Origin of the sequence: Pseudoalteromonas sp. B160, from assembly GCF_037162485.1 — a bacterium.
Classification (GTDB): domain Bacteria; phylum Pseudomonadota; class Gammaproteobacteria; order Enterobacterales; family Alteromonadaceae; genus Pseudoalteromonas; species Pseudoalteromonas rhizosphaerae.
In genome coordinates this window covers 809,793-833,075 of the sequence record NZ_JARLUX010000001.1, presented here as the reverse complement: position 1 = coordinate 833,075, position 23,283 = coordinate 809,793, and the positions used below count along the sequence as shown (strand labels likewise).

General features: G+C 40.9%; 18 protein-coding genes and 3 pseudogenes. 11 read left to right on the top strand and 10 right to left on the bottom strand.

Going from position 1 to position 23,283, the window contains the following annotated elements; translation table 11 throughout:
* The first annotated feature begins 10 nt into the window (after window positions 1–10).
* Together P4S61_RS03845 and P4S61_RS03840 are read left to right on the top strand one after the other, a co-directional pair.
* The gene (locus P4S61_RS03845) at window positions 11–2,161 is read left to right on the top strand and encodes a TonB-dependent receptor (protein ID WP_337117805.1); all 2,151 of its coding nucleotides are present in this window, start codon (window positions 11–13) and stop codon (window positions 2,159–2,161) included.
* 236 nt (window positions 2,162–2,397) lie between these two features.
* A pseudogene (locus P4S61_RS03840) lies at window positions 2,398–3,261 on the top strand (DUF1444 family protein); the annotation flags it as partial.
* Here the strand turns inward: P4S61_RS03840 and P4S61_RS03835 are convergent.
* Window positions 3,173–3,355 (bottom strand): DUF2986 domain-containing protein, encoded by a 183-nt coding sequence (locus tag P4S61_RS03835; RefSeq protein ID WP_145237760.1) that lies wholly within the window; start codon window positions 3,353–3,355, stop codon window positions 3,173–3,175. The pseudogene P4S61_RS03840 and the gene P4S61_RS03835 overlap by 89 nt on opposite strands.
* Between P4S61_RS03835 and P4S61_RS03830 the strand changes: the two genes are divergently transcribed.
* Window positions 3,354–3,755, top strand: a complete 402-nt coding sequence (locus P4S61_RS03830; protein WP_442961542.1) for a hypothetical protein — start codon at window positions 3,354–3,356, stop codon at window positions 3,753–3,755. The two genes, P4S61_RS03835 and P4S61_RS03830, sit on opposite strands and share 2 nt — an antisense overlap.
* A gap of 42 nt (window positions 3,756–3,797) precedes the next feature.
* Here the strand turns inward: P4S61_RS03830 and P4S61_RS03825 are convergent, their stop codons facing one another.
* Window positions 3,798–4,676 carry a LysR family transcriptional regulator gene (locus tag P4S61_RS03825; protein ID WP_337117804.1) on the bottom strand — a complete coding sequence of 293 codons (879 nt, stop codon included), beginning with the start codon at window positions 4,674–4,676 and terminating at the stop codon, window positions 3,798–3,800.
* A 111-nt stretch (window positions 4,677–4,787) separates the two neighbouring features.
* Between P4S61_RS03825 and P4S61_RS03820 the strand changes: the two genes are divergently transcribed.
* Window positions 4,788–5,756, top strand: a complete 969-nt coding sequence (locus P4S61_RS03820; RefSeq protein ID WP_337117803.1) for a TDT family transporter — start codon at window positions 4,788–4,790, stop codon at window positions 5,754–5,756.
* Between the two features lie 64 nt (window positions 5,757–5,820).
* Here P4S61_RS03820 and P4S61_RS03815 read toward each other — a convergent pair whose 3' ends face one another.
* The 4 genes and pseudogenes from P4S61_RS03815 to P4S61_RS03800 form a co-directional block, all read right to left on the bottom strand.
* Complete coding sequence (locus P4S61_RS03815) at window positions 5,821–6,288, bottom strand: AraC family transcriptional regulator (RefSeq protein WP_337117802.1); 468 nt, start codon at window positions 6,286–6,288, stop codon at window positions 5,821–5,823.
* Window positions 6,289–6,402: 114 nt separating this feature from the next.
* Window positions 6,403–6,549, bottom strand: a pseudogene (locus P4S61_RS03810) (AraC family transcriptional regulator); the annotation flags it as partial.
* Window positions 6,550–7,060: 511 nt separating this feature from the next.
* The gene (locus P4S61_RS03805) at window positions 7,061–8,461 is read right to left on the bottom strand and encodes a pre-peptidase C-terminal domain-containing protein (protein ID WP_337117801.1); all 1,401 of its coding nucleotides are present in this window, start codon (window positions 8,459–8,461) and stop codon (window positions 7,061–7,063) included.
* A gap of 297 nt (window positions 8,462–8,758) precedes the next feature.
* Entirely contained in the window at window positions 8,759–8,935 is a 177-nt protein-coding gene (locus P4S61_RS03800; protein ID WP_337118878.1) for a DUF2986 domain-containing protein, read from the bottom strand.
* Between the two features lie 183 nt (window positions 8,936–9,118).
* Here P4S61_RS03800 and P4S61_RS03795 point away from each other — a divergent pair, with 183 nt between their 5' ends.
* From P4S61_RS03795 to P4S61_RS03765, 7 genes are all read left to right on the top strand, one after another.
* Window positions 9,119–10,609, top strand: a complete 1,491-nt coding sequence (locus P4S61_RS03795; protein ID WP_182734450.1) for a dipeptidase — start codon at window positions 9,119–9,121, stop codon at window positions 10,607–10,609.
* Between the two features lie 217 nt (window positions 10,610–10,826).
* Window positions 10,827–11,450 carry a YqiJ family protein gene (locus tag P4S61_RS03790; RefSeq protein ID WP_257325469.1) on the top strand — a complete coding sequence of 208 codons (624 nt, stop codon included), beginning with the start codon at window positions 10,827–10,829 and terminating at the stop codon, window positions 11,448–11,450.
* A gap of 62 nt (window positions 11,451–11,512) precedes the next feature.
* Entirely contained in the window at window positions 11,513–12,556 is a 1,044-nt protein-coding gene (locus P4S61_RS03785; RefSeq protein WP_337117800.1) for a flotillin family protein, read from the top strand.
* Between the two features lie 23 nt (window positions 12,557–12,579).
* Window positions 12,580–12,888, top strand: coding sequence for a hypothetical protein (locus P4S61_RS03780; RefSeq protein ID WP_337117799.1), 309 nt, complete (start codon window positions 12,580–12,582; stop codon window positions 12,886–12,888).
* A complete protein-coding gene (locus P4S61_RS03775) occupies window positions 12,848–13,615 on the top strand; it encodes a hypothetical protein (RefSeq protein ID WP_337117798.1) in 768 nt (255 codons plus the stop codon). Before P4S61_RS03780 ends, P4S61_RS03775 begins: the two co-directional genes overlap by 41 nt.
* A gap of 81 nt (window positions 13,616–13,696) precedes the next feature.
* A complete protein-coding gene (locus P4S61_RS03770; RefSeq protein ID WP_145237477.1) occupies window positions 13,697–19,018 on the top strand; it encodes a DNA repair ATPase in 5,322 nt (1,773 codons plus the stop codon).
* A gap of 28 nt (window positions 19,019–19,046) precedes the next feature.
* Window positions 19,047–19,310: a biotin/lipoyl-containing protein gene (locus P4S61_RS03765; protein ID WP_337117797.1), complete on the top strand. Its 264-nt coding sequence runs from the start codon at window positions 19,047–19,049 to the stop codon at window positions 19,308–19,310.
* 80 nt (window positions 19,311–19,390) lie between these two features.
* Here the strand turns inward: P4S61_RS03765 and P4S61_RS03760 are convergent, their stop codons facing one another.
* The 4 genes and pseudogenes from P4S61_RS03760 to P4S61_RS03745 form a co-directional block, all read right to left on the bottom strand.
* Window positions 19,391–20,533: a N(5)-(carboxyethyl)ornithine synthase gene (locus tag P4S61_RS03760; RefSeq protein ID WP_145237471.1), complete on the bottom strand. Its 1,143-nt coding sequence runs from the start codon at window positions 20,531–20,533 to the stop codon at window positions 19,391–19,393.
* Window positions 20,534–20,908: 375 nt separating this feature from the next.
* Window positions 20,909–21,463 (bottom strand): TFIIB-type zinc ribbon-containing protein, encoded by a 555-nt coding sequence (locus tag P4S61_RS03755; RefSeq protein WP_145237468.1) that lies wholly within the window; start codon window positions 21,461–21,463, stop codon window positions 20,909–20,911.
* Window positions 21,464–21,566: 103 nt separating this feature from the next.
* Complete coding sequence (locus tag P4S61_RS03750; protein WP_145237463.1) at window positions 21,567–21,719, bottom strand: DUF2256 domain-containing protein; 153 nt, start codon at window positions 21,717–21,719, stop codon at window positions 21,567–21,569.
* Window positions 21,709–23,222: pseudogene (locus tag P4S61_RS03745) on the bottom strand (deoxyribodipyrimidine photo-lyase/cryptochrome family protein). The gene P4S61_RS03750 and the pseudogene P4S61_RS03745 overlap by 11 nt, the downstream one beginning before the upstream one ends.
* Between the last annotated feature and the right edge of the window lie 61 nt (window positions 23,223–23,283).

Here is a 23,283-nt window from a genome sequence, read left to right as displayed (position 1 = left end):
AAAGAATAAAATGAGCAACCACAATCCACCTATCAATTCACGTTATGCACTTTCTCCGTTAGCACTTTGCATTGCGAGTTTAGTCTCTCCTTATGTACTGGCTGATGATTCAATTGAAGTGATTGAAGTACAGGGCCAAAACGTTAACAGCCATGCAAATTTAGGTTCTGCTGAACAGCTTTTAACTGAGTTGGGGGTGGATTTCTCTGCGGCAGGTGGCGTTTCTAGTTTACCTATATTAAATGGCATGATGGGCGATAGAGTTAAAGTACTGGTTGATGGCGCAGATATTACTGCGGCCTGTGGCAATCAGATGAACCCACCATTATCTTATATTTCGGCTAATCAGCTATCGTCTTATCAAGTGATTGCAGGTATTTCGCCAGTAAGCGCTGGTGGCGATAACATTGCCGGCGTTATTGTAGTAAACACCATTGCTGCGCAATATGGTGAGAGTGATACGTTAGCGTGGCATTCAGGTTATGTGTCGGCGCAGTATCGCAGTGTAAATAATGCGCAAGCGGTAGGTGTTGGCGCACGACTTGCCAGTGGCAGCTTGAGTTTAAATTATCAAGGTGCCTTTGAAGACGCTGATAGTTATGACGATGGTAATGGTGATTTAGTATTAGATACTCTATATCGCGTGCAAAATCATGCATTAACTGCAGCGCTGCGAGATGAAAAACAACAGCTAGTGGTTAAATTAACGCATCAAAAAATACCCTTTCAGGGCTTTGCTAATCAATATATGGATATGACGGATAACACCAGTTATGGCATAGTCACTCAGTATAAACGCCAGCTTGAAAGTGGTGAGTTTCGAGCGCAAATAAACTTTAATGATGTAAAGCACGAAATGGGTTTTTTCAGCGCTGAAAAAACCGGCATGATGCCGATGAATACCGACGCGCAAGATATCAGTTATCAACTTAATTGGCGTTTAGACTTTGATGCTGACACTGTATTACTGCTCGGCCAAGAATACTATGGTTACCGCATTGATGATTGGTGGCCTGCGATTGAAGGCTCAATGATGATGGGGCCTAACGACTATGTAAATATTAATGACGGTGAACGTGACCGCTACACCGGTTTTGCTGAGCTGCAAAAGCAGCTAAATAACAAGTGGTGGGTCTCTGCTGGTACGCGTATTGAATATGTGCAAACGGATACCGGTGAAGTGCAGCCATATTCAGACATGGGTGATGGCATGAATGGAATGTCAGGTATGGGAAGTATGCCAGCAATGAATATGGCAGATCCAAATAAAGATGCTGCAAAAGAGTTTAATGCCATGGATCGCGCGCGCAGTGACACGCTTGTGGATGCCAGCCTATTATTACGCTACCAAATTACTAATGAAGATGAACTACAATTTGGCTTAGCACGTAAAAATCGTGCGCCTAATTTATATGAACGTTATAGCTGGGGTGTCAGCACAATGTCGACCAGTATGATTGGTTGGTTTGGTGATGGTAATGGTTATATTGGTAACCCAGACTTAGTAGCCGAAACCGCGCATACCATCAGCACCAGTTACACTAAATCGGCAAAAGATGGACAGTGGCAAATAACAGCTAACGCTTGGTATACCCAAGTAAATGATTATATTGATGTTACTGTTGTTGGCAGTACTAACCGCACAGATAAGGTATTAACTGAGCGTAATACCCTGCAATTTACCAATTTAGACGCCACACTTTATGGCACTAAGCTTGAAAGTATTATCCGTGTTGTTGATAGTAAAAATGCAGGCACATGGGATTTAACCGCCGCGCTTACTAGCACCCATGGCGAGCGTGATGACAGTGATGAGCCGTTATATCAAATAATGCCACTGCATAGCAAAATAGCCCTTGAGCAACAACTCGGTAAATGGCAAAACTCATTAAGCTGGCAGTGGGTAGATAGTAAAACGCGTGTAGATCCGCGTCGTATTGAAAATCTAACAGCCAACTATAGCTTAGTGAATTTAGCAACCAAGGCGAGATGGGATAAGCTAACAGTTAAGTTAGCAATTACTAATTTACTTGATCAGTATTATCAACAGCCGTTAGGCGGAGTCAATATTGCTGATTTTAAAACAGATATGAGCGAAGGCTTCAGCCAATTAGCAGGACAAGGTCGCTCGGTTAATGCCGGTATCAGCTACGCATTTTAATAAATAGAAAATTAGTTAAGTTTTTTAAAGGCCAAATAATTTGGCCTTTTTCGTACCTAAAAAACATTGTTAATGTTATTTTTAAAACATACTATTAGCTTATTTAAAATAATGAATAGTTAAAGGATCTAAGCTATGAAGTTTTACCCTCTTTTATTTGTGTTAATAAGTATATTTAGCATCCCGGGTTTGCCGCTAGCACTTCGGAGCAAGAATTTACACGTCAGTATACTGAACGTGCGAAATTGGCACTCAAGCAAGCAACCTTCAATCATGTAGATAATCTTGTCATTGAAATTGAGTTTAAAAATGGTTTAAAAGTAACGAGTTATTTAGCAAATAGCTATGCACGTTATATTTCAGGGCAAGCAAGTATGGATGAAGCGTTAACAGACTTTATCGCCAGTCAAGTTGAATATCAAAATTTAGATGAATCAGATGTACTTAATATTAGCCAGTTACGCCCAGTGATAAAATCACAAAGTTATTTAGATGGAGTGAAAAGTCAGCTAGCAGCTGCGGGAGTGAACGAAATACAGCTGCCTTATTATGAAAAGTTAACAGGTGAGCTATTGGTGTTTTATGCAATAGATTCACCTGATAGTTTACGCTTTCTTACTCAACAAGACTTTCAAAGCTTAGCGATATCAAGTCGTAACTTAAGAAGTAAAGCAATCGCTAACTTAGATAAATATTTAAATACCATTAATGCCAAAATAGAAAAATTAGACATCGGAGAGCATGGTGATGTTTATATGTTAGTTGCTGATGAAAATTATGAAGCAACAGCTATTCTTACGCCATCATTCAAAAAGTTACTTAAACAAAAAATTCCTGGTGAGGTTGTTATTGGTATACCTAGTCGCAATATTTTACTTATCGCCAGTAAAAGTGATAATAAGGCAGTAATGTCTGTAGCAGGAATCACTTACAGTCAATTCCTGAGCTTGCTTATGCAATATCACCCAATATCTATACACTCAAAGACGATAGCTGGCAGCAAATTGACCTTTAGAGGCTTACGAGAGAAGCGTGTTCACTTTCACGCTTCATCAGTTGTCCCTCAACAAGTAAAGCCAATCTTTCACGTTCAGCTTTAGAAGCGTAAGCAGGCTTATTACTTTTGTGTAATTTAGTATTAGCGCGCTTATCTTTTTGATTAAATTTAGTAACGAGCTTTTTTCTGCGGTTAATGGTTTATCTTCACGCGCTTACTAGCACCCATGGCGAGCGTGATGACAGTGATGAGCCGTTATATCAAATAATGCCACTGCATAGCAAAATAGCCCTTGAGCAACAACTCGGTAAATGGCAAAACTCATTAAGCTGGCAGTGGGTAGATAGTAAAACGCGTGTAGATCCGCGTCGTATTGAAAATCTAACAGCCAACTATAGCTTAGTGAATTTAGCAACCAAGGCGAGATGGGATAAGCTAACAGTTAAGTTAGCAATTACTAATTTACTTGATCAGTATTATCAACAGCCGTTAGGCGGAGTCAGTATTGCTGATTTTAAAACAGATATGAGCCAAGGCTTCAGCCAATTAGCAGGACAAGGTCGCTCGGTTAATGCCGGTATCAGCTACGCATTTTAAGTAAATTACCTAAATGTAGCCATGATGTTTAGCATGGCTAAATTACAGCTGATCACAAAAATCTATAAACTGCGTTAACAACGGATTTTTGTATTTGTTTTTATGCATCACCAACCAAAACTGCCTTTTCATGGGGTGGTTTAAGTTAAGCTGCGTAACGCGGCCATCTTGTAAAGCGTACTGTGCCGCGAGTGACGATAAACACCCCAGCCCTAACCCTTCAGCAACGCTGTTGATCAGTGCCTCTGTCGTGTTGAGTTCAAAACTTTGGCTCCAATTATCGATATGCGTAGCGAGGTTTTGTAAAAAGAATGAGCGTGAACCAGAGCCAGCTTCCCTTAATACCCATTCGCTGTTTGTTAAATCATTAAAACTAAGCTGTAATTTTGCAGCTAAAGGGTGGGATAGCGGTGCAATAATACACATAGAGTCTTGGCTAAACACGGTTGAGACTAAGTCGCTTTGCTGGGCTTGGCCTTCTATTAGTGCAATGTCGAGCTCAAAATCGCGCAGTTTTTGGCAAATAAGCTCAGAATTTGAAATAAAAACTTGCTGTGAATAATGCTGCTGTTGTTGGCGAAATCCACTGAGTATAAAGGGCAACACATGATTACCAATGGTATCGCTGGCACCTATTCTTAAGGTGCCGCTGGCTTTTGCTTGGGGCGAAAAAAGCGTATTAATATCATTTGCTCTGTGCAGTAATTCATCGGCCAAGGGCAGTAATTTTTGCCCTTCTTGATTTAAAATTAAGCGATGATTTACTCGGTCAAACAGTGGGTGACCTAACTGCTTTTCAAGCTCGCTAAGCGCCATACTGACTGCCGCTTTAGATAGATAAAGCCGCTCTGAGGCTGCGGTAAGTGTTGCATGCTGAGTAATACCTACAAACACTTTAAGTTGTTTAAGAGAAATATTCATGAGGTTTATGTTTAGTTTTTATGAACATGTGTTCTATATAATTAGATTTAACTAAACAAAATGCAAGGTTAAACTTCTATATAAGATAAACAATGAGTGTGGAGTATAAACATGTTTAATTATATAAAAGCCAAAGTAATAACCGCACCTACCCCAATGGGTGGATTAGCATTAGGCATAGCCAGCCTTGGTTGGGCTTGGGAAAACATGTTTAATGCAAATGGCGCAGCGCAATACACTGGGGCGGCAATTGCGAGCGTATTATTATTAATACTTGGCTTAAAATTTTTACTGCACCCGCAATTACTAAAAGCCGATTTAGCGCACCCTGTTGTAGGTAGCGTTGTGCCTACTTTTGCTATGGCAACGTTGGTGGTATCTAATTCGTTAGGGCACGTTAATCCATTAGCAGGGGATGTGCTTTGGGTAGGCGCATTTTTATTGCACTTAGGATTTTTATTGAGCTTTGTTATTCATCGTGTTCGTGAATTTAAAATTGAACACATGGTGCCAAGTTGGTTTGTACCACCTGTGGGTATTATTGTTGCCGATGTAGCGTTCTCGGGTAACCCAGCACTGTTGTTTTTAGCACAAGCAGCACTTTATTTTGGCATGTTAATGTACGCAGTTATGTTGCCGTTAATGATTTACCGGATAATATTTGCTGAGCAAATTCCTGATGCTGCACAGCCCACATTAGCTATATTAGCGGCGCCGGCAAGCTTATCGTTGGCGGGGTATTTCACTGTAGTGAACCAGCCGTCGCCAGTGATAATTGGGGGGTTATTTGGTATTGCCATACTAATGACATTAATTATTTATACGGCATTTTTTAAATTACTACGCCGCAGGTTTTGCCCTGGGTTTGCTGCATTTACCTTTCCCATGGTCATTGGTGCTACGGCGTTATTTAAACTCGCGGATTGGATGTTAACTATGAATGTTGATGTACAGTTTATAAACCAAATACATCATTTAGCGGTAGTTGAATTGCTAGTAGCAAGCGCTGTGGTTGGCTATGTAGCGATCCGTTATACGCATTATTTTAGTTCCTTGGCTTTAAACGGCTTGAGGGTGTGAAATTGTAATAGTTTGAATACAGAACGAAGAGGCAATAATGAGGTTTTGCCTCTGCGGTTAATTATTATTTTAGCGGCAAGTAAATATCAGTTATTAAATCACACTCATCTACTTCATGAATGAGATTTAAGTAATGAAAGAAGCACGGAAAATCTCTAACTTCTTCAGTACTGTTTGGTAACCATTGACGATATAGATAATAAACAGTGTCGCTGATAGTGTCATGACTGCCAAAGTGCCTGACTAAAGCGCAGCGACCTGCCAGGATCTCACCATTTTTTACGCCGTATTGATTATCGCTAATTGGTTGCTTGACGCTGCCGGCGAAGTCAAAGCGAAAATCGTTGTCGTCAGTCACCGCAGGATCGCTATAAGGGATGCCATAAGTATCACTGGTTTTTACCGGTGATAAGCCTGACTCTTTTCGCCATTTAATAAACTGTGCGGCTGTTTCCATAAGCTTAGTGGCCGAACCGTTGTGGGTAAGCAACGCAACAGCTTGCGGTGCAAAGTGAACAATTTCTACTTTCATATTACTAACCTTTAATTCAGGTATTTTAAAGTCAAACTGCGCATGCCAATGTGGCCAGTTTGGTGTGCTTCTGAACTGAGTTGGGGATTGAGCAAAAACACGTTTGAAAGCACGACTAAAAGCTTCAGGACTTTCAAAACTTGCCTCTAATGCAATATCAATAATGCGTTTGTGATGCTCAAAAGCAAGCCGATAAGAGGCGCGCTTTAAGCGAGCAAATTGCGTGTACTTAGTAACGCTTACCCCATTATTGAGATAAATAAACGATGAAAATGAAATTTAGAACAACAGGCAACGGCACTTAAACTATCTAATGTAAGTGGCTCATCAATATGGTTTATACCCAAGCCACCTCAAGATGCAGAATTCAGCGTTTCACAGGTGCTTAATATCAAGGCGTTACTTTGCAAGACAGTCCCTTTTAAGAAGTAACAACGATGAGAGTATGTGCCTGTGAAACGCCCAACAGGTTGGTTTAAAAGCGATTTATACTGCGTTATTAATTTTAATAATAGAACCACTATTACTTGCAATCAATGCCTTGCCTAAATCGCTTTTAATTCCAACTGAAACTTGCATCTTGAGGTGGTTTGGGTATACGTAACCACAGACATGATGGATGCGCTGTAGGTGTGTGTTTTTCATAGTTACTCGTTATACTTTTATTCAGAAGTGGCGTCAGTGTGACAAAGTAAGAGAATGCCTGCCTGATTGAAATTGCTCAAGTTGCTTTTTAAATAAAAAAGAGCCCAAAGGGCTCTTAACTGGGGAATTAATAAGGATTGATAGGGGAGTAGAAGTTATTGTTATTACCATTAATGCCCACGTCTAGTTGCATACCATTATGAGCGTGGCTAACCACATTGTAATTATCACCAGGTAGTAGCTTTACTCTATTAATATTTTGATAGTTTACTGGGCTCCCACATTGCAATGTCACTCTTTGCGTATTAGCCGTTTCTTTAAAGATGTAAACTTCATTGCTGCCGTCAACAACACCTGTACCAGAGGCATCGATGAACAGTGAGGTTGCCTCACTGGCTGCAATAGAAAAATACTGATTGCTGTGATGGCCTAAAGACACGATGGCACGCCCCATTCTGTCACGTTCTTGGAAGTGTGTATCGGTTAAGCTGTTGTTTAATACAGGCACATCAATAAATCGACTGCTGAAGTTAAGTGTTTCGTGGCAAAAGTCAGTGACTACTTCATCTGATACTGCGCCAGCAACGCCATCTGGATCGTACACGCTGTTTGCCATTAATGCCATGCCTGCAGACGTTCCGCCAACGACACCGCCCTTATCAAAAACGTGTTGCACAGCGGTTTGTACTTTTGTACCTTGCCATTGATTAAGATAATCAGATTGGTCACCGCCTGCAATCCATACAAATTCGGCACTGCGGATAGCCCAGTCAACATAGTCATCATTCGCTTTGTTGCGAGTATCAATGATCAGTGTTTCTACTGAGTCGGCATTCATTAAGTTCAGTAAATAATCGTTATAAGCGTCAGTACCAGAGGTTCTAAGCACAACAACATCGGCACCGCTGCCAACATGGTTAGCAACGCGATTACTAAATGCTTGATCAACATCGCTGCCACCGCCCATAAGTAATACAGCACCTTGATCAGCTGTTAATGTGTTGCATGAATCAGCACTGCCACCTTGTAAATATGCTTGTAATGAACCTGGCTTTGCAGGGCGAGAGCTATAGCCACAATCACCGCTGCCACTTCCGCCACCGGTGTTACTACCTTCACCAAAATTGACCGTTAAATCGTACCAACCTGTACCGGAGTAACGCGTTACTTTTACATAATAAGTACCCGTTGATTGTGCACTATAACTGCCTGTTTCTGGTACATTGCTAGTTGCCCCTTCGGCAACAGCAGATCCTGTTTCTTGGTATAATGCCCAGTCAAAATCATCGTTAGTGTTGTGCTCAAGGCTGACCTCAATAGGCCCGACTTGAGTTACTTCAAAGCTAAACCAATCAGTATCATTGCGGCTCAACGAGCCTGCAACGGTGGTATTACTACAAAGTTGGGTATTTGCATTGCTTTCAGTGTCGTTTGATTCAACTTCGTTTGTTAAGCAAGCATTGCTTGCAAACGAAAAAAACATGCACGCGGCTAGTGATCCATTAAGAATTGAGAGTTTTCTTTTCATTATTGTTACCTGAATTTTAATTACATAGAAGCCTTCCTACTGCGAGGCATTATTGCTTTTAAATTATTCAGGTTTTTTTATTCGTCGAACCATTCACTTAAATGATAGTTGACAGAACATTCTTGAGGAGCACTAGGAGCGATAATAAATAATTTGTTCATTTATGCCTCCTAAGTGATTATTGGTGTGTTTCAGCATTGTTGCTGAATATTCAATATTACAGTTGGGTGTGCAATTTGCAACTATTTATTAACTTTTATTTTACTTAAATCTCAAGTTTATGTTTTTATTGGTTTATCAATTCGCTTCATCATTTACTAAAGCAACTGGTTGTTCCTCAACAAGTAAAGCCAATCTTTCACGTTCAGCTTTAGAAACGTAAGCAGGCTTATTACTTTTGTGTAATTTAGCGTTAGCGCGCTTATCTCTTTGATTAAATTTAGTAACGATCTTTTTCTGCGGTTCATGGTTTATCTTCACGCGCTTAAAATTGGTGGCATAGTATACAGCCTTATTGCAGCCATTAGCTATTTAAATATTTTGCTCTGAATCTTGCTGTGATAGGTACAGTGCTGGCTTAATAAAGGTTAACAACGTTACAATTGCAGAGTCGTTTGGTTTATCCAATTCTCGGTCTTTTAAAAATAGGAATTTGTTTTGAAACAGTTTATTTTAGCCAGTTTGGCACTTTTGGCCGCCAATGCACATGCTAACCTTGATACGCGCAGCGATGCTGCGGCGCAATATGCGGTCAATATATATCAAAGTGCACAAATTCATACCTTAGCTAATTTAGTATCATTCCCGACGGTTAATAAAGACGGCATCAATACTCCTGATAATCCCGACTTTATTGGCTTTAAAGCTTTGTTAAAAATGAAAGCTGCTGAACTTGGTTTTGATTACCAAGATTTAGGTTACATAGTCTTAATTGGTATGGGTCAACAAACAGATAAAGTAACCATAGTAACCCATGGCGATGTGCAACCTGCCAACGCAAGTAAGTGGAAAAAAAGCCCGTTTGAAATAGATAGTACCTCAGAGCCAGGTAAATTAATTGCGCGTGGAACAGAAGATGATAAAGGTGCTATCGCAACCGCTTTATATGCAATGAAAGCTATAAAAGATCAACAGATCACACTTAATAATCGTATTGAGTTGATGATTTACTTAGCTGAAGAATCTGATTGGGGTCCGCTTGAAGAGTTTATGAAAAGCTATCAGCAGCCTAAATATGCGGTTACTATTGATGCGTCATACCCGGTGGTTGTCGCGGAAAAAGGTTGGAGCTTAATTGCACCAACGTTTAATGCTACCTCAGCACAAACAGGAGTGTATGTAAGTGAACTTACTGGCGGCGCTTTTAAAAGCCAAATACCAGAAGATGCGAGTGTGGTGTTACATAACGCCGATACTGCGTTAGTCAGCAAACTTAAACATGCAGCGAGTGCGCTTAACGCTGTGGAATTTAACTTTAGCGAGCAAGCTGATAGTGTTGTTATCAGCGTAAAAGGGTTGTCTGCTCATTCATCAGAGCCAGAATCTGGGGTTAACGCCATTGCTTACTTAGCAGAAGTTTTTAAAGGTGTTGAGCTTGAGAATAACAGTGATGGCCAAGTAATTGCGTTTATTAATCAGCTAATTGGTCTTGATATACATGGCAAACAGTTTGGTGATATTGCTTATAAACATGACTTTATGGGACCTATGACAGTAGCACCAACGCTTATTGAACGTAATGGTAATGAACTCACACTCGCTGTGAATTTACGTCGCCCAATGGGTAAAGATGAAGCGGTATTGCGTACGCAAATTGATACCGCACTGAGTAATTGGCAAGTGAGAAATAACGTAAAGTTATCTGGTGTTGATGTGGTGATTGGCACGCCAATGTTGCTCGACAGCGCACCTCATGCACAAGCATTGTTAGATATTTTTAAACATTTTACCGGTGATCAAGAGGCTGGGTTTGTATCTATTGGTGGTGGCACCAATGCCAAGTTATTTGATAATGCGGTATCGTTTGGGCCATCAATGCCAGGCAAGCGCTATACCGGTCACTCAGAGCATGAGTTTATTACAGTTGAACAACTTAAGCTCAATCTTAAAATGTATACAGCAATGATGATAAAGCTGGGTAATATGTAACTTAGGTCGTCATACACACAAAGTAAAACGCCGCTAAATTGCGGCGTTTTTTTACTTCTAAGTCGTTAATTAAGCTAAGTTAACGTTTCAAAGTAGTCGTTCATTTACAATTTTTTATATTAACAACGTTGATTTTCCATAAAACACTTAACATTTACGCGACTAAATGATAAAAAGTTTTATCGCCTACTGCGTTTAAAATAAATGGATAGTTGTAATGATGGAATTTTTAAACTTAGCGCTTACTTTCCCCACCGTTATTTTTTCAGCCCTGTTGTTAGTTGTGATGTTGTTTTGGCTAATAACCCTTATTGGCTTTGCTGATATTGACATGTTTGAATCAGATCTAGAAATTGAAGCCGATGCGTCGCAAAGCTCAGGCTTGAGTTCATGGTTTAGCATGGGGTTTGGTGGCATCCCAATTACTGTATCTATTAGTCTCGTAGTGATGAGTAGCTGGTTGATCAGCATCTATGCCCATAAGTTTTTTGCCTACCTGTTAGGCGATGGTATGTGGTTTTATATTTTTGGCGTGCTAATGCTGGGCGTTTGTTTGCTGATTGCTATGCCAATTGCGGCCATTATTTCTCGGCCATTACAGCGCTTTTTTAGCAGCGCACAAACCTCGCAAAGTTCAGATTTACTGGGTTTAGAATGTGTTGTTGTTACTGGCAAAGTAACTAATACATTTGGCCAAGCACGGGTTAAATTTCAAGGTACTGAGCAGTTACTTGAAGTTAGAGCTGAAAATGACGAGCAATTTACATCAGGTGACACAGCGGTGTTGCTTGAACACCTCAAAGAGCAACACTGTTACATTATTACCGCCAAACCTTGGTAATACCCTAGTTTATTTAGGGGTAAGTAACACATAATAAATCGATAATCACGTTAGGACATAACATGGAATTTTTAGATAATCTCATACCTATATTGACATTTGTAGGTATAGCAATCGCTGTTATTTTTGCTATTTTGCTAATTATCGGCAAGTTTTATCGCAAGGTAGAGCAAGGCCAAGCACTGATCATTAATAAAATGAAGAACGAGCCCGATGTCACCACTACGGGCGGAATTGTTTATCCTGTGATCCATAAAATGGAAGTGATGGACATTTCAACCAAGCGCATGGTGCTTGAGCGTAAAGATAAAGGCGGTTTGATCTGTAAAGATAATATTCGCGCCGATATCGCCATTACTTTTTATATTCGTGTTAACGAAAACAAAGAAGATATTTTACGCGTTGCTAAGCAAGTCGGTTGCGCCCGTGCATCAGAGCACGCCACATTGCAAGAATTGTTTGAAGCGAAATTCTCAGAAGCACTTAAAACTGTTGGTAAGCGAATGGATTTTGTTGAGTTATTTACTCACCGAAATGAATTTCGCGATAATATTAAAGAAGTGATTGGCCAAGATTTATCGGGTTATTCACTTGAAGATGTTGCTATTGATTACCTTGAACAAACGTCAATTGATAAGCTCGATCCGCAAAATATTCTCGATGCCGAAGGTATTCGCCGCATCACTGAAATGACAGCAGTACAAAATGTATCTACCAATCAATTGAAGTGTGATGAACGCGCTAAAATTGAGATCCAAAATCAAGAAGCCACCGAAAAGTCACTGGAAATTGAGCGTCAAAAGCAAGATGCAATGTCACGTCAAGTGCGCGAAATTGAAACCGTGAAAGCCCGCGAATATGCCGAAGCTGAAAAAGTACGCCAAGAAGAGCGCTTAAAATCAGAGCAAGCCCGCATTCAAACAGAAGAAGCGATTGGCATTAGCGAGCAAAATAAGCAACGTGAGCTTGATATTGCCGAACAAAACCGATTACGCGTTTTGGGTATTGAAGAAGAGAAAGTTGCTCGTTCACGTGAAATTGAAGTGATCGAACGTGAAGAGAAACCGAAATCCTGCGCATCAATAAAGAAAAAGCACTGGAAGTAGAACGTAAAGAAATTGCCGATGTAGTGCGTGATCGCGTGATTGTTGAAAAATCAGTGGCTGAAGAAGAAGAGCGCATTAAAGATGTGAAGGTACTCGCAGGTGCAGAGCGCGAGAAGAGTGCGATGATCATTCGTGCCAAAGCCGAAGCCGAACAGTCATTAGTAAAAGATATCGAAGCTGCAAAAGCGCAAGAGCAAGCCGCAGAATATAAAGCTCGTGAGCTTGAAACAATGGCCAATGCAGAGCTTAGAATTGCTAATCAACAAGCTGAGTCGAAAAAGATTTTGGCGCATGCGCAACAAGTTGAAACAGCTGCTAAAAGGGCTTGCTGAAGCGGATGTTATTAAAGCGAAGGCCGAAGCAAATGCAATTCAAGGTGAAACTGATGCTAAAGTAATGCGTCAAAAACTTGAAGCTGAAGCACAAGGTAATCGTGAAATTGGTTTATCTCAGGCGCAAGTACAAACAGCCATGGCTGATGCGAATGAGAAACAAGGTGAAGTGGAAGCGATTAACCTAGAGCGTAAGATGCGCGCCGAAGCAAAAGGCCTTGAAGAGAAGCTACAAGCCTTGAACGCAATGGATCAAGATGCTCGCGATTACGAAAGCTTTACGCTGCAGCTTAACCAACAAAAAGAGCTAGTATTGGCAAAAATTTCAGCCAGCAAAGATATTGCCGAGCATCAAGCACACATTATGGCGAAAGCCTTAGGTAATGCTGATATTAATATTATGGGCGGCGATGGTCAGTTCTTTAATCAATTTATGAGTGCAATCAGTTTAGGCAAATCAATTGATGGCTTAGTTGATGAAAGTAAAACCGTACAAACCGTATTTAAAGATCACTTAAATGGTGATCGTAATTTAATTGAAGACCTAAAAGGGGTGTTAGCTGGGGCGAATGGCTCAGCCGAAACACTTAAAAACTTCAACATGAGTAAGTTATTAAAGCAGTTAAGTAATACCTCTGCGGCTGAAAAAAGCCAATTACTAAGCATGTTAGGCGGTAACTTAGGTGGTGGGTTAGATGAGAAAATTAAACTAGATCCAAAAGACTAGCTTAATTTCTAAGTTCTCTCGTTGTAGCCGCAATAGTTTAACTATTGCGGCTAACTTCTATTAAATTTCAGGATAGGTTTCATGACGGACGCAACTCAACAAGCGCTAGAACAAGGCTCGTACGATTTAATTAAACGCCGCTTAAATAATTTTGGTGCTAGTTTAAAAACGCAAATAGATGATGTAAATACACAGCGTATTAACGAGTTTGGTAGCACTGATCTACAAGTAAAAGGGCGTGTTCGCGTTCGTACGGAGCAAAATTGTACCCCGCGCGATATCGTGATTATTGGCGATAAAGTTATTTTTGCTTACAACGTATTTCTGGGATTAAAAAAAGAAACCGCAATCAGTGATGTATTTAGTGTACAAAAGCTGGTGGAGCAAGACGACCATTACGAAATTGAGCCTTACCCAGAGACAACGCGTTTTTTAACCGATAGTCGTTTTATTCGTGATTTTGAAGAACTGTATACCTACTACAAACAAACCAGCCTACAGCATTTATATCAACAAAATGGCAAGCTATTTGCGCTATTCCAAATCGGTGACAAGTTATCGGATGTGCGGGTTTTTCGCTGGGAAATTCACCCAGACAACACCATTAATTATATCGATAACCGCGGTGAGCGTGATATTCAACACGCACATGACTATGATTTTGAATGGCTCAAAACTGACCGAAGTAACCACATAGAAGGGCGCCACGCTCATATCAACATCGCCGACCAAGTGTTTGTTGAAACCATAGGCGGTTCACTGACCATTAAAATAGAAAACAGCACTGACACCGGTGAAGGGATTTATCAAGAAGCTGTTGATGATAAAAACCAATCCCTTGCTGACAGCGAAGTTGAGTACGCGCTGGTAGGCGACTTAGTGCTGCTAAAAATTCTCCCATACCGTGAAAAAACATGGCGTTACTTTATTTATAACACCCGCACTCAGCAGGTCATGCGCCAAGATGCAATCGGCAGTGCATGTGTAACTTTACCTGAAGATCACGGCATTATTTTTCCTGGTGGTTACTACTTACAATCAGGGCAAGCACGCTCGTTTGAAGAGCAAATCGAAGATTTAGAATTTCACCGACATATAAAGTCACCGAACGGCGAAGATGTTTTATATGTGTTTTACGAGCCAAGTGAAGGCCGTTACGCGCTATTTGCCTATAATATTATTGATAAAAACCTGCAAAATCCAATTTATTGTCACGGTTATGCTATTTACAACGATGGTATAACGCTGACTTTTAAAGCCGATAAAGACCAAGCGGAGCGAGTACACCCGATTCAAATTTGGCAAAGCCCGTTTGTATCGGCTGAATTTGCAGCCAATGCGCCGCCACTTACTAGCTTTTTTGGTAAAATAGGTAACCCCGATTTAGTTCGCGGTATTTCTGATTTATACAGTGTCTGTAAAGCCATTAGCGAGCAAAGCCCGACTTTATTTCATTACGAAGATTTAATTGCCCTTAGCCGGAATATCTTTGACCGTTACCATTGGCTTAACGAAAGCGAATTTGCTGAAATCGCACAAAACCTACACAGCATCAATGAAACCGCTGAGCAAGTGCTTGATGAGTTTGAAAAAGTCACCGAGATTCAAAACAAAGCCAAGCAAGCCTTGGTGGATATTAATAAGCAATACACTGATGTAACCCGAGAAGTACGTCCTGATAGCTTTAAAGTCGCACCGCAATTTGTGCAAGGTATTGATGCATTAAAAATGCTCAAAGGGCAAGTAATAAGCCTTGAAGATATTAAATATATAGATATTGCTGCACTGAATAACTTACAAAGTGAGATTGATGCACGGCTGGTAGAAGTAAGCCAAGCAACTGCTGCGTTTTTACAACAAGACAGCGCGCTGGCGCCGTACCACGAAAAACTTAAAGAGCTTGAAGAGCTAAGCAGTAAAAGCGAGAGCGTTAGCGAGCTGAAGACCTATATCGCACAGTTAGATGCGCAAAGTGTAGAGCTGGATTTACTTAACCACACTATGCTTGATTTAGACATCGACGACAGCCGTGTGCGCACGCAAATCCTCGAAGATATCAGTGCTGTTTATGCGTTGGTTAATCGTGCTAAAGCGAGCATTGAAATCCGTCAAAAGAGCCTTGGCAGTGTTGAAGCTAAAGCTGAATTTGCCGCACGCTTTAAGCTTTTTTCGCAAAGTATTACCAACGCACTAAATAATGCTAAAACCCCAGAGGCGTGTGACGAGCAACTTTCACGTTTGCTTATTCAGCTTGAAGAGCTGGAATCGCAATTTAGTGATTTTGACGAATACCTGACAGAGATCATTGCCAAACGTGATGACGTATACGAAAGCTTTGAAGCGCATAAACAAAGCTTAATTGATATCCGTCAGCGCCGCGCATTGAATTTAGCCAATGCCGCCGAGCGTATATTGCAAGGCGTTAACCGCCGTGCGCAAAGCTTTACTGAGCTTGATGCATTAAATACTTATTTTGCCGCCGATCCTATGATCAGCAAGCTTCGTGCATTGACTAGTGAGCTTAAAGAGTTAGGCGATGAAATTCGTGCCGATGATATCCAATCAAAGCTAAAAGCCAGTAAAGATCAGGGCATACGTTCGTTACGTGATAAACAAGATATTTTCACTGACGGCGGCAATACAGTCAGTATTGGTAAGCACGCTTTTAGTGTTAATAAGCAATTACTCGATTTAACCTTATTGCCGCGTGACGAGCAGCTGATGCTGCACTTAACGGGTACTGATTATTTTGAGCCAATAACAGATGAGAAAAGCTTACAAACGTTACAGCAAAGTCGTCATTTGTGGCAACAAACATTAGTTTCGGAAAGTGAGGTGGTTTATCGTGGTGAGTATTTAGCTGCGCAAATATTACTCGCTTGTGAAAACAGTGAGCATTCGCTGACTTTTGCACAATTAGAGCAGGCACAACGAGATAAACAGTTATTGCAGCTGGTGCAAAAATTTGCTGAACCGCGCTATCAAGAAGGCTATGAAAAAGGCATTCATGACCACGATGCATGGGCAATTATTGACACCTTACTGACGCAAAAAAATAGTCTGGACTTACTTATTTATCCGGCTAGTTGTCGTATTATTGCGCAGTTATTTAGTGCGCAATTGTCATCTGCACAACTGAACGAATATTTCCATCAAGCGAGCAATGCTATTTTGATGGATAAACACTTTGCTGCAACCAGTTTTATCAGCACGTTAACCGCGCAGTTAAGTGAACAGATCAATGTCTTTTTAACTCAAGTTAGCAAATTATCTGCACGTTTTGCTGATTTATCCAGTGACTTGGCCGCAGCTTATTTAGTGCAACAATTAGCGCAACAAAAAACGGCAGAGCAACAGCTATTTATCGTTTCTCAGCAAGCTAAAAATTTAGCTGAACAGTTTCGTAGTGACGCTAAAGCCAAAGGTTATAGCAACGAGCTTGCTCAGGCCTGTGAAAACGTAAAGCAAACTGATGAGCGGGCATTATTATTTTTAAGTTGGCTTAATGCGTACTGCATGCAAAATCCTAAAGTGTCGGCGATGGTGCAGGCGGAAGCGGCTAACTACTTGCATCTCAGTGCCACCACAACATTAAAATACACTGTGTTGGACGTCACCCCAAACACCCAAGTTGAGCGTTTAATGGGGCAACATAAACGCGTGCAAGAGCAAACTTTACATGTTGATTATGCAGAGTTTTATGCCAGAACTCGTAAATACATCACTGAGCAAGTACCGGCTTTTGAGCAGTATCATGCACTGCGCAGTGATATTTTAGCGGCGCAAAAAGAGCGCCTGCAACTTGAGGAATTTAAAGCCAGGCCACTTAGCTCGTTTGTACGTAATCAGCTGATCAATAAAGTGTACTTTCCAATTATTGGTGATAACTTAGCAAAACAAATTGGCTCAGCAGGTAAAAACAAACGCACTGATTTAATGGGCATGCTATTACTGATCTCGCCGCCAGGTTACGGTAAAACAACCTTAGTTGAATACGTTGCTAACCGTTTAGGGCTGACTTTTGTAAAAGTAAATTGCCCGTCGATAGGGCACGATCAGGTGTCACTCGATCCTGCTCAAGCCATTAATGCTACTGCTGAAAAAGAGATTGCAAAAATCAATCAGAGCTTTGAAATGGGCAATAACGTGATGCTGTATTTAGATGATATTCAGCATACTAACCCTGAGTTTTTACAAAAGTTTATTTCTTTGTGTGATGGCTCAAGACGTATTGACGGGGTGTGGAACGGTAAAAGTAAAACCTATGATTTACGCGGTAAAAAGTTTGCCGTAGTGATGGCAGGTAACCCGTATACGGAATCTGGTGAGAGCTTTAAAATTCCTGATATGTTGGCAAACCGCGCCGATATTTATAATCTTGGTGATACCTTAGCCGGGTGTGAGCAAGAGTTTGCCATGAGCTTTATAGAAAATGCGCTAACATCTAATGCAGTATTAGCGCCATTGGCTAACCGTAACATGGAAGATTTATATAAGTTAGTGCGGATGTGTCAAGGCGAAGATATTTCATTAAATGAGCTTGAACACGGCTATTCACAAGCGGAAGTTAACGAAATTAAAGCGGTACTCAGCCGATTAATCACTATTCGTAATACCGTATTAAAAGTGAACGCCCAGTATATTGCCTCAGCCGCGCAAGATAATAATTACCGCACAGAGCCGCCATTTAAATTGCAAGGCAGCTACCGTAATATGAATAAAATGGCAGAAAAAGTCGTTGCTGCCATGAATGACGAAGAGCTAGAAAACTTGATTTGTGACCATTATCGTGGTGAAGCGCAAACACTCAGTAAAGGCTCTGAAGAGAACTTACTTAAACTCGGTGAACTGCGTGGCACCTTAAGCGCAGAACAGCAGCAGCGCTTTAGTCAAATTAAAGGTGACTTTGTACGTTTAAATAAACTTGATGGCGCCGGCAGTCCGGTGATGATGGCGGTGGAGCAAATGGGTTATTTGCATCAATCACTGGAAGAGATTGCCGGTAAACTTAGTAAAAACAACCTAAGCCACGATTACAGCCAGTTATTGCAAAGTGTTGGTGTGAATATTCAAGGTTTAGATAATAAACAAGCAATTAGTAGCATAGCGCAATCGCTTGATAATGGTTTTGTGCAAACGCCTTATATGGCAAGTTTAGAGCAATTAAGCCGTGCTATAGCTGGTAATAACTGTCAGCCACACTTGCAGGCGTTAATTGAGCAACTTGCAGCCCTTGATAATAAAGAGGCTGTGAATGCGCTAACTGCAGCGGTTACCAGTAACAATAACCAAACGTCATTTACTGAGCTTGTTAATGCAATTAACCAACAAACTCAAGGTATCAATAATAACAATGTGCAGGCTCAGTTTGAAAAATTGATTGCTGCATGGGGCGCGAAATAGCATTTAAATTAACCACAAAGGAAGCAATATGGATATCAAAGTACCTGAACTACAAGGAATGATGGGTAAGGCTACGATTTCGGCAATTTACGTTAATGAGGGGGATGCCGTAGTACGAGACCAAACTTTATTTGATGTTGATTTTGATAAAGTGGTGTTGGAAGTGGTTGCTGCCTCTGCCTGGGTTGTTCATAGCTTTAGTGCCAAGCAAGGAGATTTAGCTATATCAGAGCAAGTGGTGATGCAACTGAGAGAAAAAGTTGCTGGTGAGCAAACAATATCAGAACAATGACTCTTACAGATGAACTCGTCGAGCAGGATTAGCTGCTCGGCGTGTTTATTGATGTTTGAAAAACTAATTATGTTTAATAACTAAAGTGCATTATAAGGCGGGTTTAATTGGCGCTTTTGAAACGCTAGAATCGCAGTATTTTTGATTATACCGTCTTCAATATTAATCGCACGACGGATGGTTTCATCTTTTTGCCATTGTGCCTTGCCTGCTAATACTGTAGGTAAGTATACAATCATGGCGGCTGAGATTGAACGTGTTGCGCTTTCCCATAAATAACTAGGTGTATGATCAACCGCGTAATAATCAACGGTTTCATAGCGAAACATCGGATTTGCAAATGTGGTGGGTTTAGCAAAAAAGAACCCCATACCTTCGTCACAGCTTACATCTATAATTAAACTGTTTGCTTTTAGGCAGTCCGCTTCAGATTCAATAACAAAATTAACTGGGTTTGCAGTTTCTTGAAAAGTGCCATTTACGATAATATCGGCTTCGCTAATGAGCTCCGTTAGTGGACGTTGCGTCCCATCGTGTTCAACCACCATCATCCGTGCTTCATCGTGTTGGCCTTGGCGAACTTTAACGTAATGGCAGTCGAGGATCTCTTCGCGTACTTCGTGATCGGGGCGCTGGATGCAAATCGTAATATCTCTAAAACCATGGGCTTTGAGTGCATAAATTGCCCCGCGACTAACAGCACCAAAACTAAAGATGATGGTTTTACGCTGATCACCATAATGTCCATCAATACCTTTGAGCTGCAGTGCATGTAACACCGCACAGTAGCCGGCCATTTCGTTATTTTTATAAAAAGTATGACGGCCAACATTGCCTTGTGGCGACCATACAAACATATCTTCAAACGCAATGAGAGTGAGTTTTCTATCAAGTGCAGCTTGGGTTATTTCGCGTTGTTGTACGCAATGTACGTAGCCCCAAAGGGTTCCACCTTCACGTAGCTCCTGTAAATCAGCAAGCACCGGTTTGGCGATGATCACGGTGCCTATTTTGGTTAAAATATCACTGCGACTTGCAACACCACCGGTTAATGCGGCTATTTGCGCATCGCTCACATTAAAAGCTTCGCCGTAGCCTTGTTCAAAGATCAGTTGTTTTCTAAGTTGTTCTGGAATGCGCTTAAGGTGGTCTGGGTGGATAGGGTAACGTCGTTCATCTGTCTTGCGTGACGTACCAATTACGCCAATAGTTAATTCACTCATGCTATCGCCTTGTTTAAAGTATGCTGAGTTCATAAACGAATGATGCTACTTCGCCAACAAACTGTGGGCTGTTTTACAGGCAAGCGAAACACTTGACTGTAAACAATGGTCTCAGTAAAGGGTTTTGTTATTTACTAAATTAGTATTTTTAATGTAAAGCGGTTTTAAATCAGGTGGTTAACTTGCATAGAATGACAAGTTGAAAGTAAATATGACATAGCCGCGATTGGCTTCTGCGTATTAGCGTTTGAGTATAACAGTAAAACAGTGGCGCATGCGGTTAACACAGCAATAAGAAAATTAAACAAGTACAATGACTGTGGTATTTTTTGTGATAAAAGGACTCGATACAGCGAGTCCCACTTTTTTAGCAGCTTACTTTTCTGCAGAATATGGGTCTTCAGCCATTAGATAGGCTCTCAAATCTGCTTTTTGTGGTTGTGCATTAAGCCATGTTCTGAGTTCTTTAACTTTTGCATAAGTGTCAGTGCCAAACTTATCAGCGTAAATATCGCTAAAGTTTTGTTTGGTACTTTGCTCTCTAATTTGGTTTTGCCATTGCTGTGTTACTACTGCATTCAATGTACCAGCTAAGCCTTCTTCTTTTAGTAATTCCCACTCACCTGCATCTAACCAGATCCCACCTACTGGTGCGCTGTAATCAATACGGTGGTCAGTTGATGATGAAATACGAAACTTACGCATAATGACCCCCGATACTGGGCAAATTAACGCTTTTTTAGTGTCTTTAGCGTCGGCTTCGAATGAGATATTGTCAGCAAATGCAAAGTTTGGGTTACGCTCTTTCCAAGCTGCAAAGTCTTCGATTAGTATCCAGTGGCCATTACAGTGCGTGCATGTGTGCGAACGAAATTGACCTTCAATAAAACTCGGTTTAAGTAACCCTTTACCACAACTTGTACAATTCATAGTATCCCTTAATTATTGCTATTTATTATTAATAATAACAATGATGTTACCGTATTTTTAGAATCAATAACAAAGCTTTGTTCTGTTTAACTGCAAATTTTAGCTAGCGCGTTGACTCTTCGTTTTTATTGCGTTTGCAACGCTGCGAGCAGTAAATAACGTTATCCCAGTCGCGCTGCCATTTTTTACGCCAAGCAAAATCACGTTTGCAAGTGGGGCAGGTTTTTTGCGGTAAAGTTAGTTTTTTATGAGCCATTGTGATGGTTTGTCTTGGTACTTTTTGTTCTAGGGGCGATGCTTACATGCTTTTTTAAAATCGCAGGAATAGCGCGCTTAACCTCAATACGTTCGCGATATTGCCAAAGCCGTTCTCTCGCTTCTTTAGACGCTTTGGTTAAATCAATCATCGGTGCAGGGTAATCGTCACCTAGTTTAAAGTCGTTAAATAATGCTTCCATGGGTGTTTGCTCCCAAGGTTCATGCAAGTATTCTACAGGCAGCTTTTCAAGTTCTGGGCACCATTTTTTTATAAATTCACCGCTCGGGTCTTGATCCTCAGATTGTTTAATCGGGTTGTAATGTCTAATAGTATTAATGCCCGTAACCGATGCTTGCATTTGTATTTGCGGGTAGTGGATCCCTGGTTCAAAGTCTAAAAAATAGTTAGCCAACGGCAGGCTTGCATGTTGCCAGCTAATATTTAAATGATGCGTAACAAAACTAACTAACATAGCGCGCATTCTAAAATTAATATAACCGGTGGCTTTTAAACAGCGCATGCAGGCATCAATAATAGGAATACCGGTTTGCCCCTGTGCCCAGCGTTCAATATCGCTAGTAACTTGTGCGTCATCGCGATATGGAAATGCATGGTACCCTGGATTTAATGCTTTAAATTCCATGCTGCATTCGCTTTCAAACTTTTGCATAAAATGGCAATGCCAGTGCAGGCGAGATACAAATGCAGCAAGCGGGCGCTGCCAACCTTTTTTATCAGCACAAGTGCTATGGTATGCGTCAATCGCCATTTGATACACTTGCCTCAGGCTGATATTTCCCCACGCTAAATAGGGCGATAGTCTAGAGCAATGAGTACGGCTTAAACTAGGGCTAGATATTCCTTTTTGATAACCCTTACCGCGTTCAGCAAAAAAACTTTGCATTACTTCACGGGCAAGTCGTGGTCCCCCATGCTGAAAATGTTCATTATCTTGCGTATAGGAACTAGGCAGCTTGGGTGTTTTATAGTCAGTAAGGGTGAGTGGCTTTATTTGCTTCCAATTAGGTATAGCAATAGGTGCTTGCATGGTTTGTTGCCAGCGTTCGTTCCAATTGTGGCGATTTTTTTGCCACGTATCACAGCCCCGGTTGGCGACTCTAACCAGTTAATATGATGGTGTTGGCACCATGTTTTAATGGTTTTATCACGTTCAAAAGTGTTGTTTAGCCCTATTTCTTGATGGCTAAACATGTTTGTGATTGCAAACTGCGAGTGAAGCGATTCAAGCAGGGTTTGCATGTCTTCATTAAATATATACACGCGGCTATTAAAGCGAGCTAGTTGGGTATTTAAATCAACAATTGATTGATAGACAAAGCGCCAATGCCGCTCGTTGTAATGCCCATCGTCAAGCAGTAAAGGTTCAAAGTTATAAATTAATAGTGTGGGCAGGCCATTACTAAACGCATTTTTTAAAGGCTGATGATCGCTTAGGCGTAAGTCACGTTTAAACCAGACTATGTTTATTTTTTCTTTCATACTGGTGATATCAAAACCGTATCGTTTATAAATAATTAGGCATAAATGGTTTTATACGTAT